The 18559-nt window shown below is 62.8% G+C and carries 21 protein-coding genes and 1 tRNA gene; 13 read left to right on the forward strand and 9 right to left on the reverse strand.

What is annotated here, in order from left to right; genetic code table 11:
• Nucleotides 1-72: 72 nt before the first annotated feature.
• The 4 genes from E8E68_RS23400 (at nt 73) to E8E68_RS23415 (ending at nt 2159) form a co-directional block, all read left to right on the forward strand.
• Nucleotides 73-411 (forward strand): hypothetical protein, encoded by a 339-nt coding sequence (locus tag E8E68_RS23400; RefSeq protein WP_003247487.1) that lies wholly within the window; start codon nt 73-75, stop codon nt 409-411.
• Nucleotides 412-514: 103 nt separating this feature from the next.
• The gene (locus tag E8E68_RS23405) at nt 515-1003 is read left to right on the forward strand and encodes a TIGR00645 family protein (RefSeq protein WP_003247486.1); all 489 of its coding nucleotides are present in this window, start codon (nt 515-517) and stop codon (nt 1001-1003) included.
• A gap of 147 nt (nt 1004-1150) precedes the next feature.
• Nucleotides 1151-1456, forward strand: coding sequence for a DUF6482 family protein (locus E8E68_RS23410; RefSeq protein ID WP_266028677.1), 306 nt, complete (start codon nt 1151-1153; stop codon nt 1454-1456).
• An 85-nt stretch (nt 1457-1541) separates the two neighbouring features.
• Nucleotides 1542-2159, forward strand: coding sequence for an FKBP-type peptidyl-prolyl cis-trans isomerase (locus E8E68_RS23415; protein ID WP_110746867.1), 618 nt, complete (start codon nt 1542-1544; stop codon nt 2157-2159).
• Between the two features lie 26 nt (nt 2160-2185).
• Here E8E68_RS23415 and E8E68_RS23420 read toward each other — a convergent pair whose 3' ends face one another.
• The 3 genes from E8E68_RS23420 to E8E68_RS23430 form a co-directional block, all read right to left on the reverse strand.
• Nucleotides 2186-2431: a hypothetical protein gene (locus E8E68_RS23420; protein ID WP_266028675.1), complete on the reverse strand. Its 246-nt coding sequence runs from the start codon at nt 2429-2431 to the stop codon at nt 2186-2188.
• A gap of 84 nt (nt 2432-2515) precedes the next feature.
• The gene (locus E8E68_RS23425; RefSeq protein ID WP_010951939.1) at nt 2516-2857 is read right to left on the reverse strand and encodes a zinc ribbon domain-containing protein YjdM; all 342 of its coding nucleotides are present in this window, start codon (nt 2855-2857) and stop codon (nt 2516-2518) included.
• Nucleotides 2858-3016: 159 nt separating this feature from the next.
• Nucleotides 3017-3985: a polyprenyl synthetase family protein gene (locus E8E68_RS23430; protein ID WP_010951940.1), complete on the reverse strand. Its 969-nt coding sequence runs from the start codon at nt 3983-3985 to the stop codon at nt 3017-3019.
• 244 nt (nt 3986-4229) lie between these two features.
• On the opposite strand from E8E68_RS23430, the gene rplU reads away from it, so the two are divergent.
• From rplU to E8E68_RS23455, 5 genes are all read left to right on the forward strand, one after another.
• Nucleotides 4230-4544, forward strand: a complete 315-nt coding sequence (rplU, locus tag E8E68_RS23435; protein WP_003247466.1) for a 50S ribosomal protein L21 — start codon at nt 4230-4232, stop codon at nt 4542-4544.
• 38 nt (nt 4545-4582) lie between these two features.
• On the forward strand, nt 4583-4840 hold the full coding sequence (rpmA, locus tag E8E68_RS23440; RefSeq protein ID WP_003247464.1) for a 50S ribosomal protein L27: 258 nt from the start codon (nt 4583-4585) through the stop codon (nt 4838-4840).
• Between the two features lie 188 nt (nt 4841-5028).
• A complete protein-coding gene (gene cgtA / locus E8E68_RS23445) occupies nt 5029-6255 on the forward strand; it encodes an Obg family GTPase CgtA (protein WP_266028671.1) in 1227 nt (408 codons plus the stop codon).
• 85 nt (nt 6256-6340) lie between these two features.
• A complete protein-coding gene (proB, locus tag E8E68_RS23450) occupies nt 6341-7459 on the forward strand; it encodes a glutamate 5-kinase (RefSeq protein ID WP_110746871.1) in 1119 nt (372 codons plus the stop codon).
• The gene (locus E8E68_RS23455; RefSeq protein ID WP_110746874.1) at nt 7456-7917 is read left to right on the forward strand and encodes a CreA family protein; all 462 of its coding nucleotides are present in this window, start codon (nt 7456-7458) and stop codon (nt 7915-7917) included. The genes proB and E8E68_RS23455 overlap by 4 nt, the downstream gene beginning before the upstream one ends.
• A 547-nt stretch (nt 7918-8464) precedes the next feature.
• Here E8E68_RS23455 and mksF read toward each other — a convergent pair.
• From mksF to mksB, 3 genes are read right to left on the reverse strand one after another with little or no spacing between them, the layout of a single operon-like run.
• Nucleotides 8465-11296 (reverse strand): Mks condensin complex protein MksF, encoded by a 2832-nt coding sequence (gene mksF / locus E8E68_RS23460; protein ID WP_266028670.1) that lies wholly within the window; start codon nt 11294-11296, stop codon nt 8465-8467.
• Nucleotides 11293-12000, reverse strand: a complete 708-nt coding sequence (mksE, locus tag E8E68_RS23465) for an Mks condensin complex protein MksE (RefSeq protein ID WP_266028669.1) — start codon at nt 11998-12000, stop codon at nt 11293-11295. Before mksE ends, mksF begins: the two co-directional genes overlap by 4 nt.
• Nucleotides 11990-13279: an Mks condensin complex protein MksB gene (gene mksB / locus E8E68_RS23470; RefSeq protein ID WP_110746880.1), complete on the reverse strand. Its 1290-nt coding sequence runs from the start codon at nt 13277-13279 to the stop codon at nt 11990-11992. The genes mksE and mksB overlap by 11 nt, the downstream gene beginning before the upstream one ends.
• Before the next feature lie 429 nt (nt 13280-13708).
• Between mksB and E8E68_RS23475 the strand changes: the two genes are divergently transcribed.
• From E8E68_RS23475 to E8E68_RS23485, 3 genes are all read left to right on the forward strand, one after another.
• A complete protein-coding gene (locus tag E8E68_RS23475) occupies nt 13709-14494 on the forward strand; it encodes an energy transducer TonB (protein ID WP_266028667.1) in 786 nt (261 codons plus the stop codon).
• Complete coding sequence (gene rimI / locus E8E68_RS23480; protein ID WP_266028666.1) at nt 14491-14946, forward strand: ribosomal protein S18-alanine N-acetyltransferase; 456 nt, start codon at nt 14491-14493, stop codon at nt 14944-14946. Before E8E68_RS23475 ends, rimI begins: the two co-directional genes overlap by 4 nt.
• A gap of 65 nt (nt 14947-15011) precedes the next feature.
• Nucleotides 15012-15587, forward strand: a complete 576-nt coding sequence (locus E8E68_RS23485; protein WP_177410752.1) for a D-Ala-D-Ala carboxypeptidase family metallohydrolase — start codon at nt 15012-15014, stop codon at nt 15585-15587.
• Here the strand turns inward: E8E68_RS23485 and E8E68_RS23490 are convergent.
• Complete coding sequence (locus E8E68_RS23490; protein ID WP_266028665.1) at nt 15527-16444, reverse strand: LysR substrate-binding domain-containing protein; 918 nt, start codon at nt 16442-16444, stop codon at nt 15527-15529. The two genes, E8E68_RS23485 and E8E68_RS23490, sit on opposite strands and share 61 nt — an antisense overlap.
• Before the next feature lie 146 nt (nt 16445-16590).
• On the opposite strand from E8E68_RS23490, the gene E8E68_RS23495 reads away from it, so the two are divergent.
• Entirely contained in the window at nt 16591-17205 is a 615-nt protein-coding gene (locus tag E8E68_RS23495) for a LysE family translocator (protein ID WP_266028664.1), read from the forward strand.
• Nucleotides 17206-17332: 127 nt separating this feature from the next.
• On the opposite strand, the gene E8E68_RS23500 is transcribed toward E8E68_RS23495, so the two are convergent.
• Together E8E68_RS23500 and E8E68_RS23505 are read right to left on the reverse strand one after the other, a co-directional pair.
• Nucleotides 17333-17409, reverse strand: a tRNA-Met gene (locus E8E68_RS23500).
• 95 nt (nt 17410-17504) lie between these two features.
• A complete protein-coding gene (locus tag E8E68_RS23505; protein ID WP_280345825.1) occupies nt 17505-18428 on the reverse strand; it encodes a FecR domain-containing protein in 924 nt (307 codons plus the stop codon).
• Nucleotides 18429-18559 lie beyond the last annotated feature (131 nt).

The raw sequence follows: 18559 nt of genomic DNA on the forward strand, positions 1-18559 counted from the left end.
CGGTACAGCGTTCAGGATGGAAACAGCCTGAGGGTTTCGGGCTGAACAAGGCTCATTGGAGGGGACGCGGCCATGCGCAACCTCAGCCTCACACGCCAGTGCCTGGGCCTGGTGACCCGTATCGAATGCAGCATCCGCCCGCTGGCCGGAGACAACGGCATGTGGACGTTGCTGTTCGCCGCCGGCATGGCCGGTGAACAACCCTCCGCTATCAAGGCACAGGGGCCGTTTCATGGGCCGCTGGTGGCTGAGTCGGTGCTCAATGCCATTGTCGACAGCCTGACCCTGCATGGGTACCAGGTGGCCGAGGACCCGCAGATCTGGTGTTTGCATTTGCAGGCGCAGTTGCGGCGGATCAATGGCGAGCGGTGTCGCAACCTGGGGGATTACCAGTTTCACCCTGAGACCTGAAGATTGCCGGGGCTGCTCCGCAGCCCCCGGGCTTTTGCTGTAACAGGTGGCTGGCTATACTCGCCGTCGTTTTTCAGTCACCTGACGAGTCTCAAAACCCTCCATGGAACGTATCCTCGAAAACGCGATGTACGCCTCGCGCTGGCTGCTCGCCCCGATCTACTTCGGCCTGTCCCTCGGCCTGCTGGCCCTGGCGCTGAAATTCTTCCAGGAAGTGGTCCACGTCCTGCCCAATGTCTTTGCCCTCAGCGAAGCCGACTTGATCCTGGTGATCCTGTCGCTGATCGACATGTCGCTGGTGGGCGGCCTGCTGGTGATGGTAATGATTTCCGGCTACGAGAACTTCGTCTCGCAACTGGACATCGACGAAAGCAAGGAAAAGCTCAACTGGCTGGGCAAGATGGACTCTTCGTCGCTGAAGATGAAGGTGGCCGCGTCGATCGTGGCAATTTCCTCCATCCACCTGCTGCGGGTATTCATGGATGCGCAGAACATCTCCACTGACTACCTGATGTGGTACGTGATCATCCACATGACCTTTGTAGTCTCGGCATTCTGCATGGGCTATCTGGACAAGCTGACCAAGCACTGAGTCCTGCCATGCCTGAGGGAGCGGGCATGCCCGTTCCCTCAGAGGTTGAGGCTCAACTGACGAGCGGCGTCAGTCTTGACTTGTGTATTCTTCTTTCCTGTACGAAAAATGAGCACTCATGCGTGGTTCCACCAGCGAGGTGCTTTCATGAACCTGCATCAGCTCAATACCGAGGCCAGGGCTGGCCATGTCGACGAACTGAACCTGATCGCCATCGAGGGCGGTGACTACCTGCTCGAAGCGCGCGTAAAAGGTCATGCCCACCCTTTGTCCGACACCCGCGGTGAACGCTTGCGCGTGCGCTCGGTGGAGGACGCCCGCAAGTTGCTGCAAACCATTCCCATGGTCTCGATGAACCTGGTGCACTGGTCGGTGCAAGATGAGATGTGCGGCATGGGCACCCACCCGCAAGAAGACCTGAAGGTACCCATTTCCCAGCGTTCGGCCTGGTAGCTGCTCGCAGGGCCTCAGTGTGCTAGGCTGCTCGCCCTTTTCATCAAGGGCGCGGCCGCACTGCGCCCTGCAGTGGAGCACGACAATGTCCGAACTCAACCTGTCCACCGACGAAACCCGCGTTAGCTACGGCATTGGCCGTCAGCTGGGCGGCCAGCTGCGCGACAACCCGCCACCAGGCGTTAGCCTGGAAGCCATCCTGGCCGGCCTGACCGACGCCTTCAATGGCGCTGACAGCCGCGTCAGCGAAGCCGACCTGTCGGCCAGCTTCAAGGTCATCCGTGAGGTGATGCAAGCCGAGGCTGCTGCCAAGGCCGAAGCCGCTGCTGCCGCTGGCAAAGAATTCCTGGTCGAGAACGCCAAGCGTGACGGCATCACCACCTTGGCTTCGGGCCTGCAGTTCGAAGTACTGACCGCAGGTGAAGGCGCCAAGCCGAGCCGCGAAGACAACGTGCGCACGCACTACCACGGCACGCTGATCGACGGCACCGTGTTCGACAGCTCCTACGAGCGTGGCCAGCCGGCTGAATTCCCGGTAGGCGGCGTGATCGCTGGCTGGACCGAAGCCTTGCAGCTGATGAACGCTGGCAGCAAATGGCGCCTGTATGTGCCGAGCGAGCTGGCTTACGGCGCCCAAGGCGTTGGCAGCATCCCGCCGCACAGCGTACTGGTGTTCGACGTCGAGCTGCTCGACGTTCTGTAAGCGCCTTGAGGCCGGCAGTGCCGGCCTCAATTCCAGTCTGTCCCCCCGGGGCGCAATGCCCGCGCATAGCAGAACAGAAACAAATTCCGCACCAGTTCCTTGAGCACGCCCGGTTCGCTCGAATTCAGGCCGCTCAGGTCCAGGTCACCCTGGTCACGCAGTTCGTCGAGGGCTTCTTCTTCAAGCACCGCGCACACTTCGCCGGTTTCTCGATGAAGAATGCGCAGGTAGGGGTGAGGGCGGTCCAGCCAGGCGTCGATCAGATAAGTCATGGCTATTCTCCTTGGATAACAGTTCCAATGAGAATAATTCTTATTATCAAAATAGCAAGCGCCAATTGGCGGTTTTTTGCCTGATCAGACTTTGCGGACGAACTCGGACTTCAGCTTCATGGCGCCGATGCCATCGATCTTGCAGTCGATATCGTGGTCGCCGTCGCACAGGCGGATGTTCTTGACCTTGGTGCCGACCTTGACCACCAGGGACGAACCCTTGACCTTCAGGTCCTTGATCACGGTGACGGTATCGCCGTCCTGCAGGATGTTGCCGACCGAATCCTTCTTCACCACATCGTCGCTGGCCGCCTCGGCGTCGCCGCTGGCCGACCACTCGTGGGCGCATTCAGGGCAGATCAGCTGAGTGCCATCCTCATAGGTGTATTCGGAGTTGCATTTTGGGCAGGGTGGCAGAGTGCTCACTTCGGTTCCTCAAACAAACAGACGGGCGGTTAAAGGCCTGCATTGTAAAAGGTATTTTTCCGGAAGGGATTATGTCCGGACAAAAGCGTCGCGGGCAAGCCCGCTCCCCACCGATGGTGCAGGAGCGGGCTTGCCCGCGAATGAAGATGACTCGGTCTGTCAGTGAGTACGCGCGACCGCGAACTCGCTCAGTTCAACCAGCGCATCCCGGTATTCGCTGGCAGGCAGCACTTCGAGGCAGGCAATGGCACGTTTCACGTAGTCGCGCGCCAGTTCGGCAGTGTACTTCAGCGCACCTGATTCCTCGACCGCCACACGAATCTGCTCCAGGTCTTCCAGGCCACCCTTCTGGATTGCCTGGCGCACCAGTGCAGCCTGCTCGGCAGTGCCTTCGCGCATGGTGTAGATCAGCGGCAGGGTCGGCTTGCCCTCGGCCAGGTCGTCACCGACGTTCTTGCCCAGGGTCTGCGAGTCGCCCTTGTAGTCCAGCAGGTCGTCCACCAGCTGGAAAGCTACGCCCAGGTGGTCGCCGAAGGTACGCAGGGCTTCGCGCTGCTCATCGGTGGCTTGGGCCAGCGCCGCGGCGCTGTGGGTGGAGGCCTCGAACAGCATGGCGGTCTTGCCGCGAATGACCTCCATGTAGACTTCCTCGGTGGTGCTGGCGTCGCGTACCCGCGACAGCTGCAGCACTTCACCTTCGGCAATCACCCGGGTGGCCTTGGACAGGATCTGCATGACCGGCATCGAGCCCAGTTCGACCATCATTTCGAACGAGCGCGAATAAAGGAAGTCACCCACCAGCACGCTTGGCGCGTTGCCCCACAAGGCATTGGCGGTGGAGCGGCCACGGCGCATGCCGGACATGTCGACCACGTCATCGTGCAGCAGGGTGGCGGTGTGCAGGAATTCGATGGTGGCGGCCAGCAGGCGCAGGTCGTCGCCTTCGCGGCCCAGGGCCTTGCCACACAGCAGTACCAGCAGGGGACGCAGGCGCTTGCCACCGGCAGACGTGATATAGTCGCCGATCTTCGATACCAGCGGCACGCGCGAGGTCAGCTGCTTCTTGATGATCTCGTCGACGGCGCTGAAATCATCAGCCACCGCACGGTAGAAGGTTTGGGGTTGCATCGGCTGCTCCAGTGAGGTTGCGCGGCATGCTAGGTCGCAGGTCCCGGTGTGTCAAGGCGCGGTGCCAGCTGGCCGGGGGCGGTACTTGCAAGCAAAACCGCGGTTGCGTACAATCGCGCACCCTAACTTCCTGGGCAGCACCTGCCTTACGCAATTGCACCGGGCCGTTCCAGCCCTGTGCAGCCATGCCAGCCAATACTCATCATATAAAGCGCTGGGTGAGCAGGATTATCGGAGAAATACCATGTCTTACGCAGTAATCGTTACCGGCGGCAAGCAGTACAAAGTCGCTGAAGGTGAATTCCTCAAGATCGAAAAACTGGAAGTCGCCACTGGCGAATCCGTGACCTTCGATCGCGTTCTGCTGGTCGCCAACGGTGAAGAAGTCACCATCGGTGCTCCAGTTGTTGCTGGCGCTAAAGTAGTGGCCGAAGTCGTTTCGCAAGGCCGCCACGACAAGGTTCGCATCATCAAGTTCCGTCGTCGTAAGCACCACATGAAGCGTATGGGCCACCGCCAGTGGTTCACCGAGATCAAAATCACCGGCATCCAGGCTTAATCCCCTAGATCCCCTGAATTTATTTGGAGAATTGAACCATGGCTCACAAGAAGGCTGGTGGTAGTACTCGTAACGGTCGCGACTCAGAATCTAAACGCCTTGGCGTGAAGATGTATGGCGGCCAGGTTATCAAGCCAGGCAACATCATCGTCCGTCAGCGCGGCACCGAATTCCACGCTGGCTACGGCGTTGGCATGGGCAAGGACCACACCTTGTTCGCCAAGATCGAAGGCGTGATCAAGTTCGAGAAGAAAGGCGAGTTCATGCGCCGTTACGTGAGCATCGTCGCCGCTTAATCGCGACGTCGCTCCAGAAGCCCCGTCATGCGACGGGGCTTTTTCGTTTGTGGTGAGCCTCTTGCAAAGCTGTTTGTCTGGGTTGCCGGCGTTGGTTTCTACGGTCGTACGGGGCCGCCGCGCTCATTTTTGCAAGAGCCTCATGTTTTTGAGTCATTCAGCTCGTCTGCCGACGAGAGGCGGTTTTAATGAAGTTTGTTGACGAAGTTTCGATTCGGGTCAAAGCCGGTGACGGCGGCAACGGTTGCATGAGCTTCCGTCGCGAGAAGTTCATCGAGAACGGTGGCCCTAACGGTGGTGACGGCGGTGACGGCGGCTCGGTGTACATGGTTGCTGACGAGAACCTGAACACCCTGGTCGACTACCGCTACACCCGTCACCACGAAGCCCAGCGCGGCTCCAACGGCGGTAGCACCGACTGCACCGGCAAGAAGGGTGAAGACCTGTTCCTGCGTGTGCCGGTCGGCACCACCGTGATCGATGCCTCCACCCAGGAAGTGATCGGTGACCTGATTACCCCGGGCCAGAAGCTGATGGTCGCCCAAGGCGGCTGGCACGGCCTGGGCAACACCCGTTTCAAGTCCAGCACCAACCGTGCGCCGCGCCAGACCACCCCAGGCAAGCCGGGTGATCAGCGCGACCTGAAGATGGAAATGAAAGTGTTGGCTGACGTTGGCCTGCTGGGCCTGCCAAACGCCGGCAAGAGTACTTTCATCCGCTCGGTCTCGGCGGCCAAGCCGAAGGTGGCTGACTACCCGTTCACCACCCTGGTGCCAAACCTGGGCGTGGTCAGTGTCGACCGCTGGAAGAGCTTCGTGATCGCCGACATCCCCGGCCTGATCGAAGGCGCCTCCGACGGTGCCGGCCTGGGTATCCGCTTCCTCAAGCACCTGGCGCGTACCCGTGTGCTGCTGCACCTGGTGGACATCGCGCCGCTGGACGAAAGCAGCCCGGCCGATGCCGCCGAAGTGATCGTCAACGAGCTGACCCGTTTCAGCCCGTCGCTGGCGGAGCGTGAGCGCTGGCTGGTGCTGAACAAGGCCGACATGGTCATGGATGACGAGCGCGACGAGCGCGTGCAGGAAGTGATCGACCGCCTGGAATGGGAGGGCCCGGTCTACGTGATTTCGGCCATCTCCAAACAGGGTACCGAGAAGCTCAGCCACGACCTGATGCGCTACCTCGAAGACCGCGCCGACCGCCTGGCCAACGACCCGGCCTATGCCGAAGAACTGGCCGACCTCGACCAGCGCATCGAAGACGAAGCCCGTGCCCAGTTGCAGGCGCTGGACGATGCCCGCACCCTGCGTCGCACCGGCGTCAAGAGCGTGCACGACATTGGCGACGATGACGGTTGGGACGATGATTTCGAGGACGACGAAGACGGCCCGGAAATCATTTACGTGCGCGACTGACCGGTTGCAGTACACTAAACGCCGCTCTCTGGAGCGGCGTTTTTGTATCCACGGTATCTACAGATTCGACATAGGTTGGAAGAAGATGCGAAGCAAGGTGACGGGCGCCAAGCGCTGGGTCGTGAAGATTGGCAGTGCTCTGCTGACCGCCGATGGCAAGGGCCTCGACCGCGGTGCCATGGCCGTTTGGGTCGAGCAGATGGTCGCGCTGCGTGAGGCAGGCGTGGAGTTGGTACTGGTCTCCTCCGGGGCCGTGGCTGCCGGCATGAGCCAGCTGGGCTGGACCTCGCGACCGAGCGCGATGAACGAGCTGCAGGCGGCTGCCTCGATCGGCCAGATGCGTCTGGTACAGGCCTGGGAATCGAGCTTCGGCGAACACGGCAAGCACACTGCGCAGATCCTGCTGACCCATGACGACTTGTCCGACCGCAAGCGTTACCTGAACGCCCGCAGCACGCTGCGTACCCTGGTCGACCTGGGTGTGGTGCCGGTGATCAACGAAAACGACACCGTGGTCACCGACGAGATCCGCTTCGGCGACAACGACACCCTCGCGGCGCTGGTGGCCAACCTGGTCGAGGCTGACTTGCTGGTGATCCTTACCGACCGTGACGGCATGTTCGACGCCGACCCGCGCAACAACCCCGAAGCCCAGCTGATCTACGAAGCCCGTGCCGACGACCCGACGCTGGATGCCGTGGCCGGTGGTACCGGTGGTGCCCTGGGCCGTGGCGGCATGCAGACCAAGCTGCGCGCCGCCCGCCTGGCCGCCCGTTCCGGTGCCCATACCATCATCATTGGTGGCCGCATCGAGCGCGTGCTCGACCGCCTCAAGGCTGGCGAGCGGCTGGGTACCTTGCTGTCGCCCGAGCGCGGCATGCTCGCTGCGCGCAAGCAGTGGCTGGCCGGCCACCTGCAAACCCGTGGCACCCTGGTGCTGGATGCCGGTGCCGTGCAGGCGCTGCGCCAGGCCAACAAGAGCCTGTTGCCGGTTGGTGTCAAGACCGTGCAAGGCAGCTTCCGCCGTGGCGAGATGGTGGTGTGCGTCGGCCCGGACGGTGTCGAGGTGGCTCGTGGGCTGGCTAACTACAGCGCCCTGGAGGCGCAGAAGATCATTGGCCAGCCGTCGGATGCCATCGAAGCGGCCCTGGGCTATATCGCCGAGCCTGAACTGGTCCACCGCGACAACCTGGTGCTGGTATGAGCCTCTTCACGCGCGCGATTGCCGTGGTGGCTTTGGCGCTGCCTATGCTGGCCGGGGCTGAGGAGATCGGCCAGGTGTCCACCGTGTTCAAGTTTCTTGGGCCGAACGACCGGATTGTGGTCGAGGCCTTTGACGACCCCAAGGTCGAGGGCGTGACCTGCTACCTGTCGCGTGCCAAGACCGGCGGCGTGAAGGGGGGCTTGGGCTTGGCGGAAGACCGCGCGGAGGCTTCGATCGCCTGCCGTCAGGTCGGGCCGATCAATTTCAAGGGTGAGTTGAAAGATGGCGAGGAGGTGTTCAAGGAGCGCACCTCGCTGGTGTTCAAGACCATGCAGGTGGTGCGCTTTCTGGACAAGAAACGCAATACGCTGGTGTACCTGGTGTACAGCGACCGCATGATCGAGGGCAGCCCGCAGAACGCGGTAACTGCAATTCCGATACTGCCTTGGGCTCATTGATAGCCTGGTAGGTTGCCAGGAGGCCTGCGGCCTCCATTCGCGGGGCAAGCCCGCTCCCACAAGTGCTATTCAGGCTTCAAGGACTGCGAGGGGCCTGTGGGGGGCTGGTGGGTTGCCGGGAGGCCTGCGGCCTCCATTCGCGGGGCAAGCCCGCTCCCACAAGTGCTATGCAGGCTTCAAGGACTGCGAGGGGCCTGTGGGGGGGCTGGTGGGTTGCCGGGAGGCCTGCGGCCTCCATTCGCGGGGCAAGCCCGCTCCCACAAGTACTATGCAGGCTTCAAGGACTGCGAGGGGCTGTGGGGGCTGGTGGGTTGCCGGGAGGCCTGCGGCCTCCATTCGCGGGGCAAGCCCGCTCCCACAAGTGCTATGCAGGTTTCAAGGACTGCGGGGGGCTGTGGGGGCTGGTGGGTTGCCGGGAGGCCTGCGGCCGCCATTCGCGGGGCAAGCCCGCTCCTACAGGTACTACGCAGGCTTCAAGGTCTACGAGGAACCTGTGGGAGCGGGCTTGTCCCGCGAATGGGCCGCAAAGCGGCCCCAATACCCAATATCAGGCCAGTTCCTCGGCCTGGTCCTCGCGCACAACCGCCTTCACCTCATCCAGACGGCTGATGAACTTCCAGTCCGCCTCGTCGATGTAGATGCCATTCGGCCCGCTGCCACCTTCCAGGTCGATCGCAACACGCGCCGATACCTGCGGCTTCACACTCGCCAGAATCGGTACGAAGCCCAGTTGCAGGCTGGTTTCCAGCAGTGCCGCCTGGTTGCGTTCGTCAATGTCTGCCGCTTCGTCCAGATAGTACGGTAGGCGGATGCGCCCAGCCAGGTCGCGGTCCATCAGGTGCAGCAACAAGTACATGTTGGTCAGCGCCTTGATGGTCATGGTGGTGCCGTTGGACGCCGCACCGTCAATGTCCGCGTGGATGATCGGCTGGCCGTTGACCTTGGTGATCTCGAACGCCAACTCGAACAGATCCTTCAAGCCCAACTGGTTGTGGTTGGCCGCCACCAGCCGCGCCAGGTACTCCTTGGCCTCTTCGTTCTTGTTGTCCTGCTCGGCGCTTTGGGTCAAGTCGAACACCGACAGGGTTTCGCCTTCTTCGTACTGGCCAGCACTGTGGATGATCTGGTCGATGTGCTTGAGCGCTTCCTTGTTCGGCGCCAGCACCACGCGGAAGCTTTCCAGGTTGGACACTTGGCGCTTGTTGATCTCACGGTTGAACAGGGCCAACTGGTGCTCGAGGCTGTCGTAGTCGCTGCGGATGTTGCGCAGGGTCCGGGCAATGTCGGTAACCGCCGCGCGGCGGGCCTTGGCCAGGGTCAGGGCTTCGTCGGTACGGTGGGCATAGGCGTTCACCAGCAGTTGCAGGCGGCGCTCCATGTCGTCTTCGCTGTCGAACTTGGCAACGCCTTTCAGGCGCACCTGCGCGTAGAGCGCTTCGATCTGGTTGTCGACGCGTTGCAGGCCCTGCCAGCTGTCCTGATAGTCGTTGAGCAGCGGCAGCAGGTTGTCCATCGAGTCGTCGATGGCTTCCATGAACGGCGTACCGTAGGGCAGGTCGGCCGGCAGCAGCTGGCGACGGCGCAGGGCGTCTTCCAGGGTGCGCTGCTTGGATTCGAGATCGCCGATCTGGCGGCCGACCAGCTGCAGCTTGGCCGACAGCTGCTGGACGCGCTCGGTGAAGGCATCGCTGGAGCGCTTGAGTTCGTCCTGGGCGGCTTCCAGCTGCGACAGCTGTTCCAGCTTCTCTGGTTCTTCGGCAGCGAGGGTTTCGCTGCGGCGGAAGTCTTCCAGCGCCTTCTGCGCGTCCAGCACTTCTTGGTACAGGGTTTCGGTCTGCGCCTTGGAGGCGGAGCGGTCAGCGGCTACGGCCTGCTGGGTCTTGAGCTGTTTCAGCTCTTTTTCCAGGCGCTCTTTCTGGTCGCGCAGGGCCGCGCGGTCGGCCAGCGCCTGCAGTGCCGGCGGGTCGATGTTGGTCAGGTCGATGGCCAGGCCCGGGGCTTCGAAGCGCTCGCCCTTGAAACCGTCCAGTACCGCTTCCAACGACTTGACCCACAGGTCGCTATCGTCCAGTTCTATGCCACGATCGCCCAGCGGCAGGCTGAACAGCGCGCCGTTGAACAGGCGCATCAGGCGGTCGACGTCCTGCTGGGAGAACTCTTCGCGCAGACGGGCGTAGCTGTTGTTGTCGGCGTGGTCGAGTTGTTGCCTGACCTGCTTCAGGCGCTTTTCCAGGTCGCGCACGCGCTCGTCGAGGTCTTCGGCGCTGAACTGCCGCGACTGGGCCAGGGCGCCGGCCAATTCGTCGTGGGCGTCCTTGGCGGCCAGCAGTTGCTGCTCCAGGACCTTGACGTCATCGACCAGGGCAAAGCGGTGCTTGAGCACCGACAGCTCCCCCAGCCAGCGCTGGATACCGGTGATTTCGCGTTCCAGGCGCATCAGCTCCTGAGTGCCACCGCGCTGATCGTTCTGCAGCCGGTCCTGCTCGCCACGGTAGTGCTCGGACTGGATTACCAGCTCTTCCTTGCGCGCCATGGCGTATTCCTGCCAGGTGCCCAGCAGGGTGTCGAGCACCGGAGAAATGCGGTGCAGCTTGCCGCGCAGGATATCGCGCTGGGCCACACCGCCCGCCAGGGCCTCGACCAGCGGGCCGGCAGCAACCAGGGCGTTGTAGTCCTGCTCCATGCGGCGCACGTCGCGGAAGGCCTCTTCGCAGGCAGCGATGTAGTCGACGCTGCCAGAGCGCAGGCTGTGCTCGAAGGCGTCGAGGAACAGCTGCTTCAGCTTGGCCGCGGTGATTTCGCGCATGTGCAGCAGGTTGATGAACAGCGCGCGGAAGGTTTTCAGGCTTTGCTCGCTGGTGGAGCGCAGCGGAATCATGGTCAGGTCCAGCGGCACCGAAGTGTGGCCGCCCACCAGCAACCGGCGCAGCTCGTCCGGCTTCAGCTCATAGGCCTTGATACCGAGGCGCTCAAGGTTGGTGAACAGCTCTTTCTGGCGCAGGCAGGTGTCGTTCTTCTGGTAATGGGCCAGGTCCAGCTCGCCCTTGTAGGCAAAGAACTGGTGGCCGAAACCGCCGCCCGGGCCGCGGCCGACCACGCCGATTACGTGCGGGCCGTGGGGTAGGCTCAGCTCGCAGAGAATGTACGAGGTGTCGCTGGCGAAGTAGAAACGGCGTGACTGCTCGAGGCTGTACTTGCCGAAGCTCATGTCCGACATGCGCGCCAGGATCGGGAACTGCAGCGCGTTGATCGACGCCGATTTACCCAGGTTGTTGGCGCCGTACACCGACAGTGGTTGCTCCAGCGGGAACAGGCCAAGGCTGTAGCCGGCGGTGTTGAGCAATGCAAAGCGGCGGATGCCGTAGCGTTCCTGGCTCATGCGTCAATCTCCTGTTGCTCTTCGCGGATGGCCCGGGCCAGGGCGTCCTCTTCGCTTTCCTCGCCCTCGAAAGGCGTGAGGTCGAGCGGGTCGTCGGTGCGGTTGAGTTCTTCGGGGCTTTCTTCCTCGACCAGTACCGGCGTCGGCAGCGGCAAGGCGCTGTGCAGGGTGGCGGCCAGGTCGCGGTCCTGCTGTACCGACAGGCACACATCGAGGAAGCGGTGCATCGGCGGCAGAAAACGGTAGATGCCGCCTTCTTCATGGGCGAAGCCGAGTTGAGTCATGCGGCGCAGGATTTTCTCTTCCAGCTCGTCCACGGTCTGCACTTCAGCCTGCAGGAACAGGTCGCGGTACTTGTCCAGCAGCGAGGGCAGTTCGTCGCGGCCGATGCTGCCGCCGTCGAGCACGGCCATCGGGTCGCGGCCCTGGTCAGCCAGGTGCTCGACCAGGATGAAGGTGAACAGCGACAGGCGCTGCGCGGTCTTGTTGACCTGCGCGGCGGTCATGTCCGGGACGAAGTAGTAGAAGCCACGGGTATCGCACACCAGTTCGAAGCCCAGGGCCTTGAACAGGGTGCGGTACTGGTCCTGGAAGTTCGACAGCTGGGCGTACAGCTCGGGGTCGCGGCGGCTGACGTGGAAGCCTTTGAACAGCTCGCGGAAGATCGGCGCGAGCTGGGACAGTTCGGAAAGATCAAGATGCATGGGCTGGGCTCGCGTTGGGTTCGGTAGGCGCGCTGGCGGCGTCTTCGCGGCTGGAGGTCAGGGCGAACGAACGCAGGCTGACCAGGTGTTCCTGGGTGGTGTACTCGCGGCGGTCGAGGCGTTCGCGCTTGAAGCGCTTTTCCCGCGACAGGCGTGAGAACCAGTACAGCAGTTCGTCGGTGGCACCGTCGGGCTCCTGCTCCAGCAGCCAGACCATCAGGTCGGGCAGCGGCAAGGCCTGCTCGCAGCGTTCGGCCATTTCCTTGACGGTGCGTGGGGCCCGGGGCAGGGCGCCGGACTGGGTCTTGTGGGCCTTGGGGAAGCGCGCCGGCTTGGGCTCGAAACGGGCCAGGGCGTACACATAGGCTTCGACCTGGCTGGCGCTGCCGAGGAAGGTGCTTTGCGGGCGGGTAAACATCGGCATGGCCGCTTGAGGCACGGCATCGATGCCTTTGCGCCGGATCACCGACAGGGCCAAGGCGGCGCCACGGGTGACGGCGTTGTGCCGGCGCGCTTCTTCGCGTAGCGGCAGCAGCAGTTCGCGGGCGTGGCGCAAGGTCAGCTGGGCGCTGGTCTGCATTTCCAGGATGCGCGCATGGGTGCGTAGCAGCATGTCGTCGTCGACCAGGTGGCCCAGGCGCGCCTGTTCACCCAGCAGTTTCAGCAGCACGGTCTCGACCTTGCGCACGCCTTGCTCGAAGGCCCCGTCGGCGTTGACCAGCTGGATCATCGGCTCGACATATTCGTCCCAGGTCGCCAGTACTTCGGCATAACGCTGGCGCAGGGGAATCTGCCGGTTGCTGGTCTTGGCCCGTTCGGCTACGGCCACCAGCGCCTGTTCGTCATTGTCGAGCTTTTTCAGCACATCGCGCACGCGCATGTCGAGCAGGCGCAGTTGGCGTGCCAGGTCGTCACTGTCACGGTTGTCGAAGGCATCCTGGATGTGCCCGGCAAGGCGCTCCAGGTGGCGCAGGTAGGCCTCGATTTCCAGGCACAGGCCCAGGCGGTGTTCGCGGCGCAGGTAGGCGAGGAAGTCGTGGATCTGCGCGTTGAGCTCGAAACGGTTCGGGCTCTTTGCCACCGGGACCAGGATATCCAGGCGGATCCACACGTCGAGCAGCTGGGTGATGTCCTGCGGGGTACTCTCGACCTGCTGGCGGGCCACATGCTGGCGCAGTTCGACCAGGCTCAGGGTGCCCTGGTCGAAACGCTCGCACAGCGGCTCGATCAGGGCCCAGTGTTCGGCTAGGGCGCGCAGGACGCGCTTGGGTTCGATCATTGGCTTCGACTCGTTGCCAAGAAAAAGGGGGCGATTGTACTGCATCCGGGGGGGAGGTTTTCACCCCTTGGTCTGTAATGAGAGATAACCTTTTTGTTTGTGGGTGTATGGCGTTGTTTTTGTGGTGGTGTGGAGATCGAGCGCCGCCCGCGCGGCGCATCGCGACGCAAGGCCGCTCCCACATTTGTTTCGGGCCAATCAATCCTGATCCATTGGCGCGCGGTCCCTTGCTTGTCCCCTTCGATATCGCGTCGTGCACCCAGGGTACGCGCGCCAATGGCACAGGCATGACTGGCCCGAAACAAATGTGGGAGCGGCCTTGCGTCGCGATGCGCCGCGCGGGCGGCGCTCGGTCTGATAGGCGCTGCAAAAGCCACGGCGTACACGTTAGAATGCCCAACTGTCTTGAGCCCCTCGGATATCCGCCCCTTGCTGACCGAACCCCGTCGCCGCGCCTTCCTTTCCGCCATGCAAGTGGTGCACTGGCTGCCGCGCGCCGAACTGCCGTTCGCCGCACCGTCGCGGCCCGAGTTGCTGCTGCCGGTGGCGCCGGTCGAAGACATCGATTTCGAAGTTCGGCCGACACCCGCGGGCAACGAGGCACCGGTCGCGCCCCAGGCCCGCTCCGGCGAGCGACCGAAAATCGAGATCCCGCGCCCGGGCAGTGCGCCCAAGCCTGCCGCCAAGCCTGTCGAGGCCGAGGAGCAACCTGCACCTCCACGCCCGGCCCCCGTGCCGCCGCCACGTTTCGCGCTGCAGTTGTTGCGTGCCGGCAGCTGCCTGCTGCTGGTGGAGCTGGCCACCGGTCAGCCGTTCCAGAGCCGCGACCCGTCCTACCTGCTGCTCAAGGACATGCTACGCGCCGCCGGCCTGCCCGACGCCCCGCAGATCATCGGCGAACCGGTGCGCTGGCCGCTGCTGGTGCGCGGCAACATGGACCAGGGCCCGGAAGCCGCCCGCGATTTCGTCCAGGGCTTTGTCCAGGCGCGCCTGGAAGACGCCCCGTGCACCTGCCTGTGGCTGGTCGGCCTGCCAGCAGCGCGCTTTGCTGCCAATGCCGACGCCGAAGCCTATTACCAAACCCTGAAGCTCGACGGCCTGGGCGACGCCTGGGCCTTGCCGGGCCTTGAACTGTTGATGGACGAGCCGCAGCGCAAGGCGGACGTCTGGAAAGCCATGCGCCAGCTGATGGCGCGCTGGAAGAGCGTTGAATGAGTGAATCGATCAGTTTTCGCCCGATGACCGAGGCGGATCTGGATGCCGTACTTAAGATCGAATATGCCGCGTTCAGTCACCCCTGGACCCGCGGGATCTTTCAGGATGCGCTCAAATCGTACGAAGTGTGGCTGATGTTCGATGGCCAGCAGCAAGTGGGCCATGGGGTGATCAACGTGATCATCGACGAGGCGCACCTGCTCAACATCACCGTCAAGCCGGAAAACCAGGGCTGCGGGCTCGGCTTGCGCCTGCTTGAGCACCTGATGGCCCGTGCTTACCAGCTCAATGGCCGCGAATGCTTCCTGGAGGTGCGCGCCAGCAACCAGTCGGCCTACCGGTTGTACGAGCGTTACGGTTTCAACGAAATCGGCCGCCGCCGTGATTACTACCCGATCGCCGGTGGCCGTGAGGACGCCCTGGTCATGGCTTGCACCTTGCTTGAAGACTGATCCACGTCCACGGGTATCGCGCTAAAGTCAGAAGACCAGGATTGCCATGCACGGACGGGTAAAGGATGAGGAAGCTGTTTCTGAGCGCATGCCTGCTGGCAGCAAGTGCTGCCCATGCCGATGAACGTGATGTCTGGATGTTCGCCCAATGGGCAGGCGACCATCAAACCCGGCCCTTCCGTGAAATGCTTGTGGATGCCCGCCTGTACGGCGTAGTGCCCATCCACCAGTTGCTACGCTCGGCTTCGGACTGGAAGCTGTGCCACGCGTCGCCCTTCGCGGTGCCGCCCGCCAGCAACTGGCCAGCCGTACGTTCGACCCTTTCATTGCTCAAGACCCTCGACGACCAAGGCGTCCTGCGCCAGTTCGAAGTGGTGTCGGCCTACCGTGAGCCGCGGCTGAACACCTGCGCTGGCGGAGCGGCCAACAGTGCTCATACCCGCGCTTTTGCCGTTGATGTGCTGCTGCCCGCCTGGGCCGATCCTAACCCGCTGTGTCGCTTCTGGCAGCAACACGGCCAGGCGTGGAACATGGGCTTGGGGCGCTACCCGTCAGGCCGCATCCATGTGGATACTGCCGGTTATCGCACCTGGGGTGGTGACGGCAGCGCCGGGTCATCGTTCTGCATCAAGCCCAAATGAGCCAGGCAGCCCTGGCATTCCTCCATCACCCACTCCGCGAAACGCTGGCGCTTGCCGCTGTCAGCCAAGGGCTGCGCGCTGAGCAGGTGATAGGCCGAGCCGTCGCGGACGAAGCCGAATGGCGCCTGCAACTGCCCGCTGTCGAGTTCGTCGCACACCATCAGGGCTGAGGCCATGGCCAAGCCCAGGCCGGCGCTGGCGGCCTGGATCGACAGGTAGAAATGCTCGTAGTCGCTGCGTTCGCAGTGCCGCGCCTGTTGCCCGCTCAGGCGCAGCCAGGTGGGCCAGGCAGCAGGGCGGGTGGTGCTGTGCAGCAGCCGTTGGCCATCGAGTCTGGCGCTGGCGGCGGGGTGGCACACCGGACCGATCCATTCATCGCAGACCTTCTGGCTGAACAGCTGGTTGTTCCAGTGGAAGTCGTCACGGCGGATGGCCATGTCGACCCCAGTGCGGGCGAAGTCCAGCGGCCCGCCGGCAGCCACCAGGTGCAACTGCAGGTCGGGATGGGCGGTATGAAAGCGGGGCAGCCGCGGGATCAGCCAGCGCATGGCGATGGTCGGCTCGCAGGACAGCACAAGCACATTGTCGCGGGCCTGGTGCTGCAAGCGCTGCACGGCGCCTTCCAGCTGCTCGAAAATCGCCTGGGTGGTGCCTTGCAGGGCGCGGCCGGCAGGGGTGAGGAAAATGGCCCGGTTGCGGCGTTCGAACAGCTCCATGCCAAGGTTTTCTTCCAGCAGGCGTATTTGGCGGCTCACCGCGCCGTGGGTGACGTGCAACTGCTCAGCGGCGCGCACGAAGCTCTCGGTCCGGGCGGCAATGTCGAAGTAGCGGAAGGCGTTGAGTGGCGGCAGTTTCATGGCATCCCTTTTGGCCGGCACTGGCATTATGACTGTGTGAGAAAAACTATCAGATATGCCTCACTATAAATCGATTTTTACGCGTTCATAAGCCCTCGATAATCACCCCGTCTGTGTATTTTCATCGTCTATCGAGCGCCATTTGCATGACCGAACTCATCGCCGTCACCCTGTTCACCTTGCTCGCCGTCATCAGCCCTGGCGCCGATTTCGCCATGGTCACTCGCAGCAGTTATGCACAAGGCCGCCAGGCCGGGCTGGCGGCCGCGGTCGGTATCGCATTGGGAGTACAGGTGCATGTGTTGTACACGGTGCTGGGCATCGCCGTGATCATCAGTCAGACCCCGGTACTGTTCATGGCCATGAAGGTATTGGGCGCCGGTTATCTCATTTACCTGGGCTACAAATCACTGACCAACACCGGGCGCATCAGCCTGGAGGGTGGCGAGCGTTCCACTGCCACCGTGCTGCAAGCCCTTCGCATCGGCTTTCTGACCAATGCCCTGAACCCCAAAACCATGTTGTTCGCCATCAGTGCCTTCACCCAAGTGGTGCAACCCGGCAGCTCGTTGAAGCTGGCGTTTGCCTACGGTGCGTTCATGTCCCTTGCCCACTGGTTGTGGTTCAGCCTGGTGGCGGTGTTTTTTTCCAGCGCGCCCTTGCGCAAGGCGATGATCGACCGGCAACTGCTGGTGGACCGGGTGATAGGCCTGGCGTTGATCGGGCTTGGCTTGACGGTGGCGGTGAGCGGTATTCGCTGAGACGACGATCGGAGGCGGGGTGGGGGCCATTGCAAACCCTTGTGTGTGCAGTGGCTGCCTTCGATGCGGTAACTTTCTCTCAGGCAAAGAAAAAGGGCTTACCTTGCGGTAAGCCCTTCGTCTTGTTTGGTGGCTACACAGGGACTTGAACCCCGGACCCCAGCATTATGAATGCTATGCTCTAACCAACTGAGCTATGTAGCCGATGGCGCGCATTATTCTCTTGAACGGCCCCCCTGTCAACACTCATTTCAAAAAAAATTTGCACGCTTTCAAAAACTTAGCGGCCAGGCCTGGTTTCAGCGCACCACAAGCCAGTGCCCGAGCACCCGGTGTAGCTGCAGATGCTGGGCGGCAGCCAGGGATTGCAGGGTTTCGCCAGCCCGGTCCAGGTTGAAGTCGCCGCTGACACGGCGATGGGCCACTTGTTCATCTACCAGCCACAGCCGCTGCCCCTGATACCTGGCCAAGCGCTCCAGCACCTGCCCCAATGGCATGTCGATGGCCTTCAGGCGGCCGTTGCGCCAGCTATCGGCGGTCTTCAGGTCAACCTTCTGCAGCGGGCCGATGCGGGTGTCGTCGAACGTGACGCGCTCACCCGCCGAGACCAGGCGCTGCTCGCCACCCTGAACCACCATGGCCTTGCCAGTGAGTACCACGAGTTCGTCATGGTTGGCGTGGCGGGCTACCTGTAGGCGGGTGCCGTATACCTGGATGCGCGCGTTACCCACAGCCACTTCCATGGCACGCCCGTCGAGCATGACCTCCAGATAGACCTGGCCCTGCACCAGATGCAGCTGACGGGTGCGGCCGCGCAGGTCGACGTTCATCGCGCTGGCGCTGTCCAGGTTCAAGGTGGTGCCATCTGCCAGGCGTGTGCTACGGCGCTCACCCGTATCAGTGTGCAGCTCGCTAGCCAGGCGCTGCATCAGCGGCCAGTACAGGTAAGCGGCAGTCCCCAGCCCTAGCAAGAAGACCAGCGCCAGCCATTTGCCCAAATGGCTGCGGCGCACGGTTATTGGTCTTGGGCGAGGTCGGGCGGGTGCTGGTTGCAGCTGTTGCCAGAACGCCTCCAGTTCGGCGTAGGCGTGGGCGTTCTGCGCTACCTGGCACCACGCCCCGAATGCCTGGCGCTGGGTTTCGTCGCAACCGGGCTGGCGCAGCACTGAAAACCACTCCAGCGCTTCCTGCTGTGGGTCGGGCTTCAGCTGCTTGGCGGGCATCGGGTTCATGGGTCGGTCTGCTCACGATAGGGGCTATTTGCCCAACGATGACAGGGATGATTGGACAAGGATGCTAATTATATTGAGAACCATTTTCAAGTACGCGGCGATAAGGGGATAAAAAAGGTAGC

Origin of the sequence: Pseudomonas sp. BN607, assembly GCF_029871175.1 — a bacterium.
Lineage (GTDB): Bacteria > Pseudomonadota > Gammaproteobacteria > Pseudomonadales > Pseudomonadaceae > Aquipseudomonas.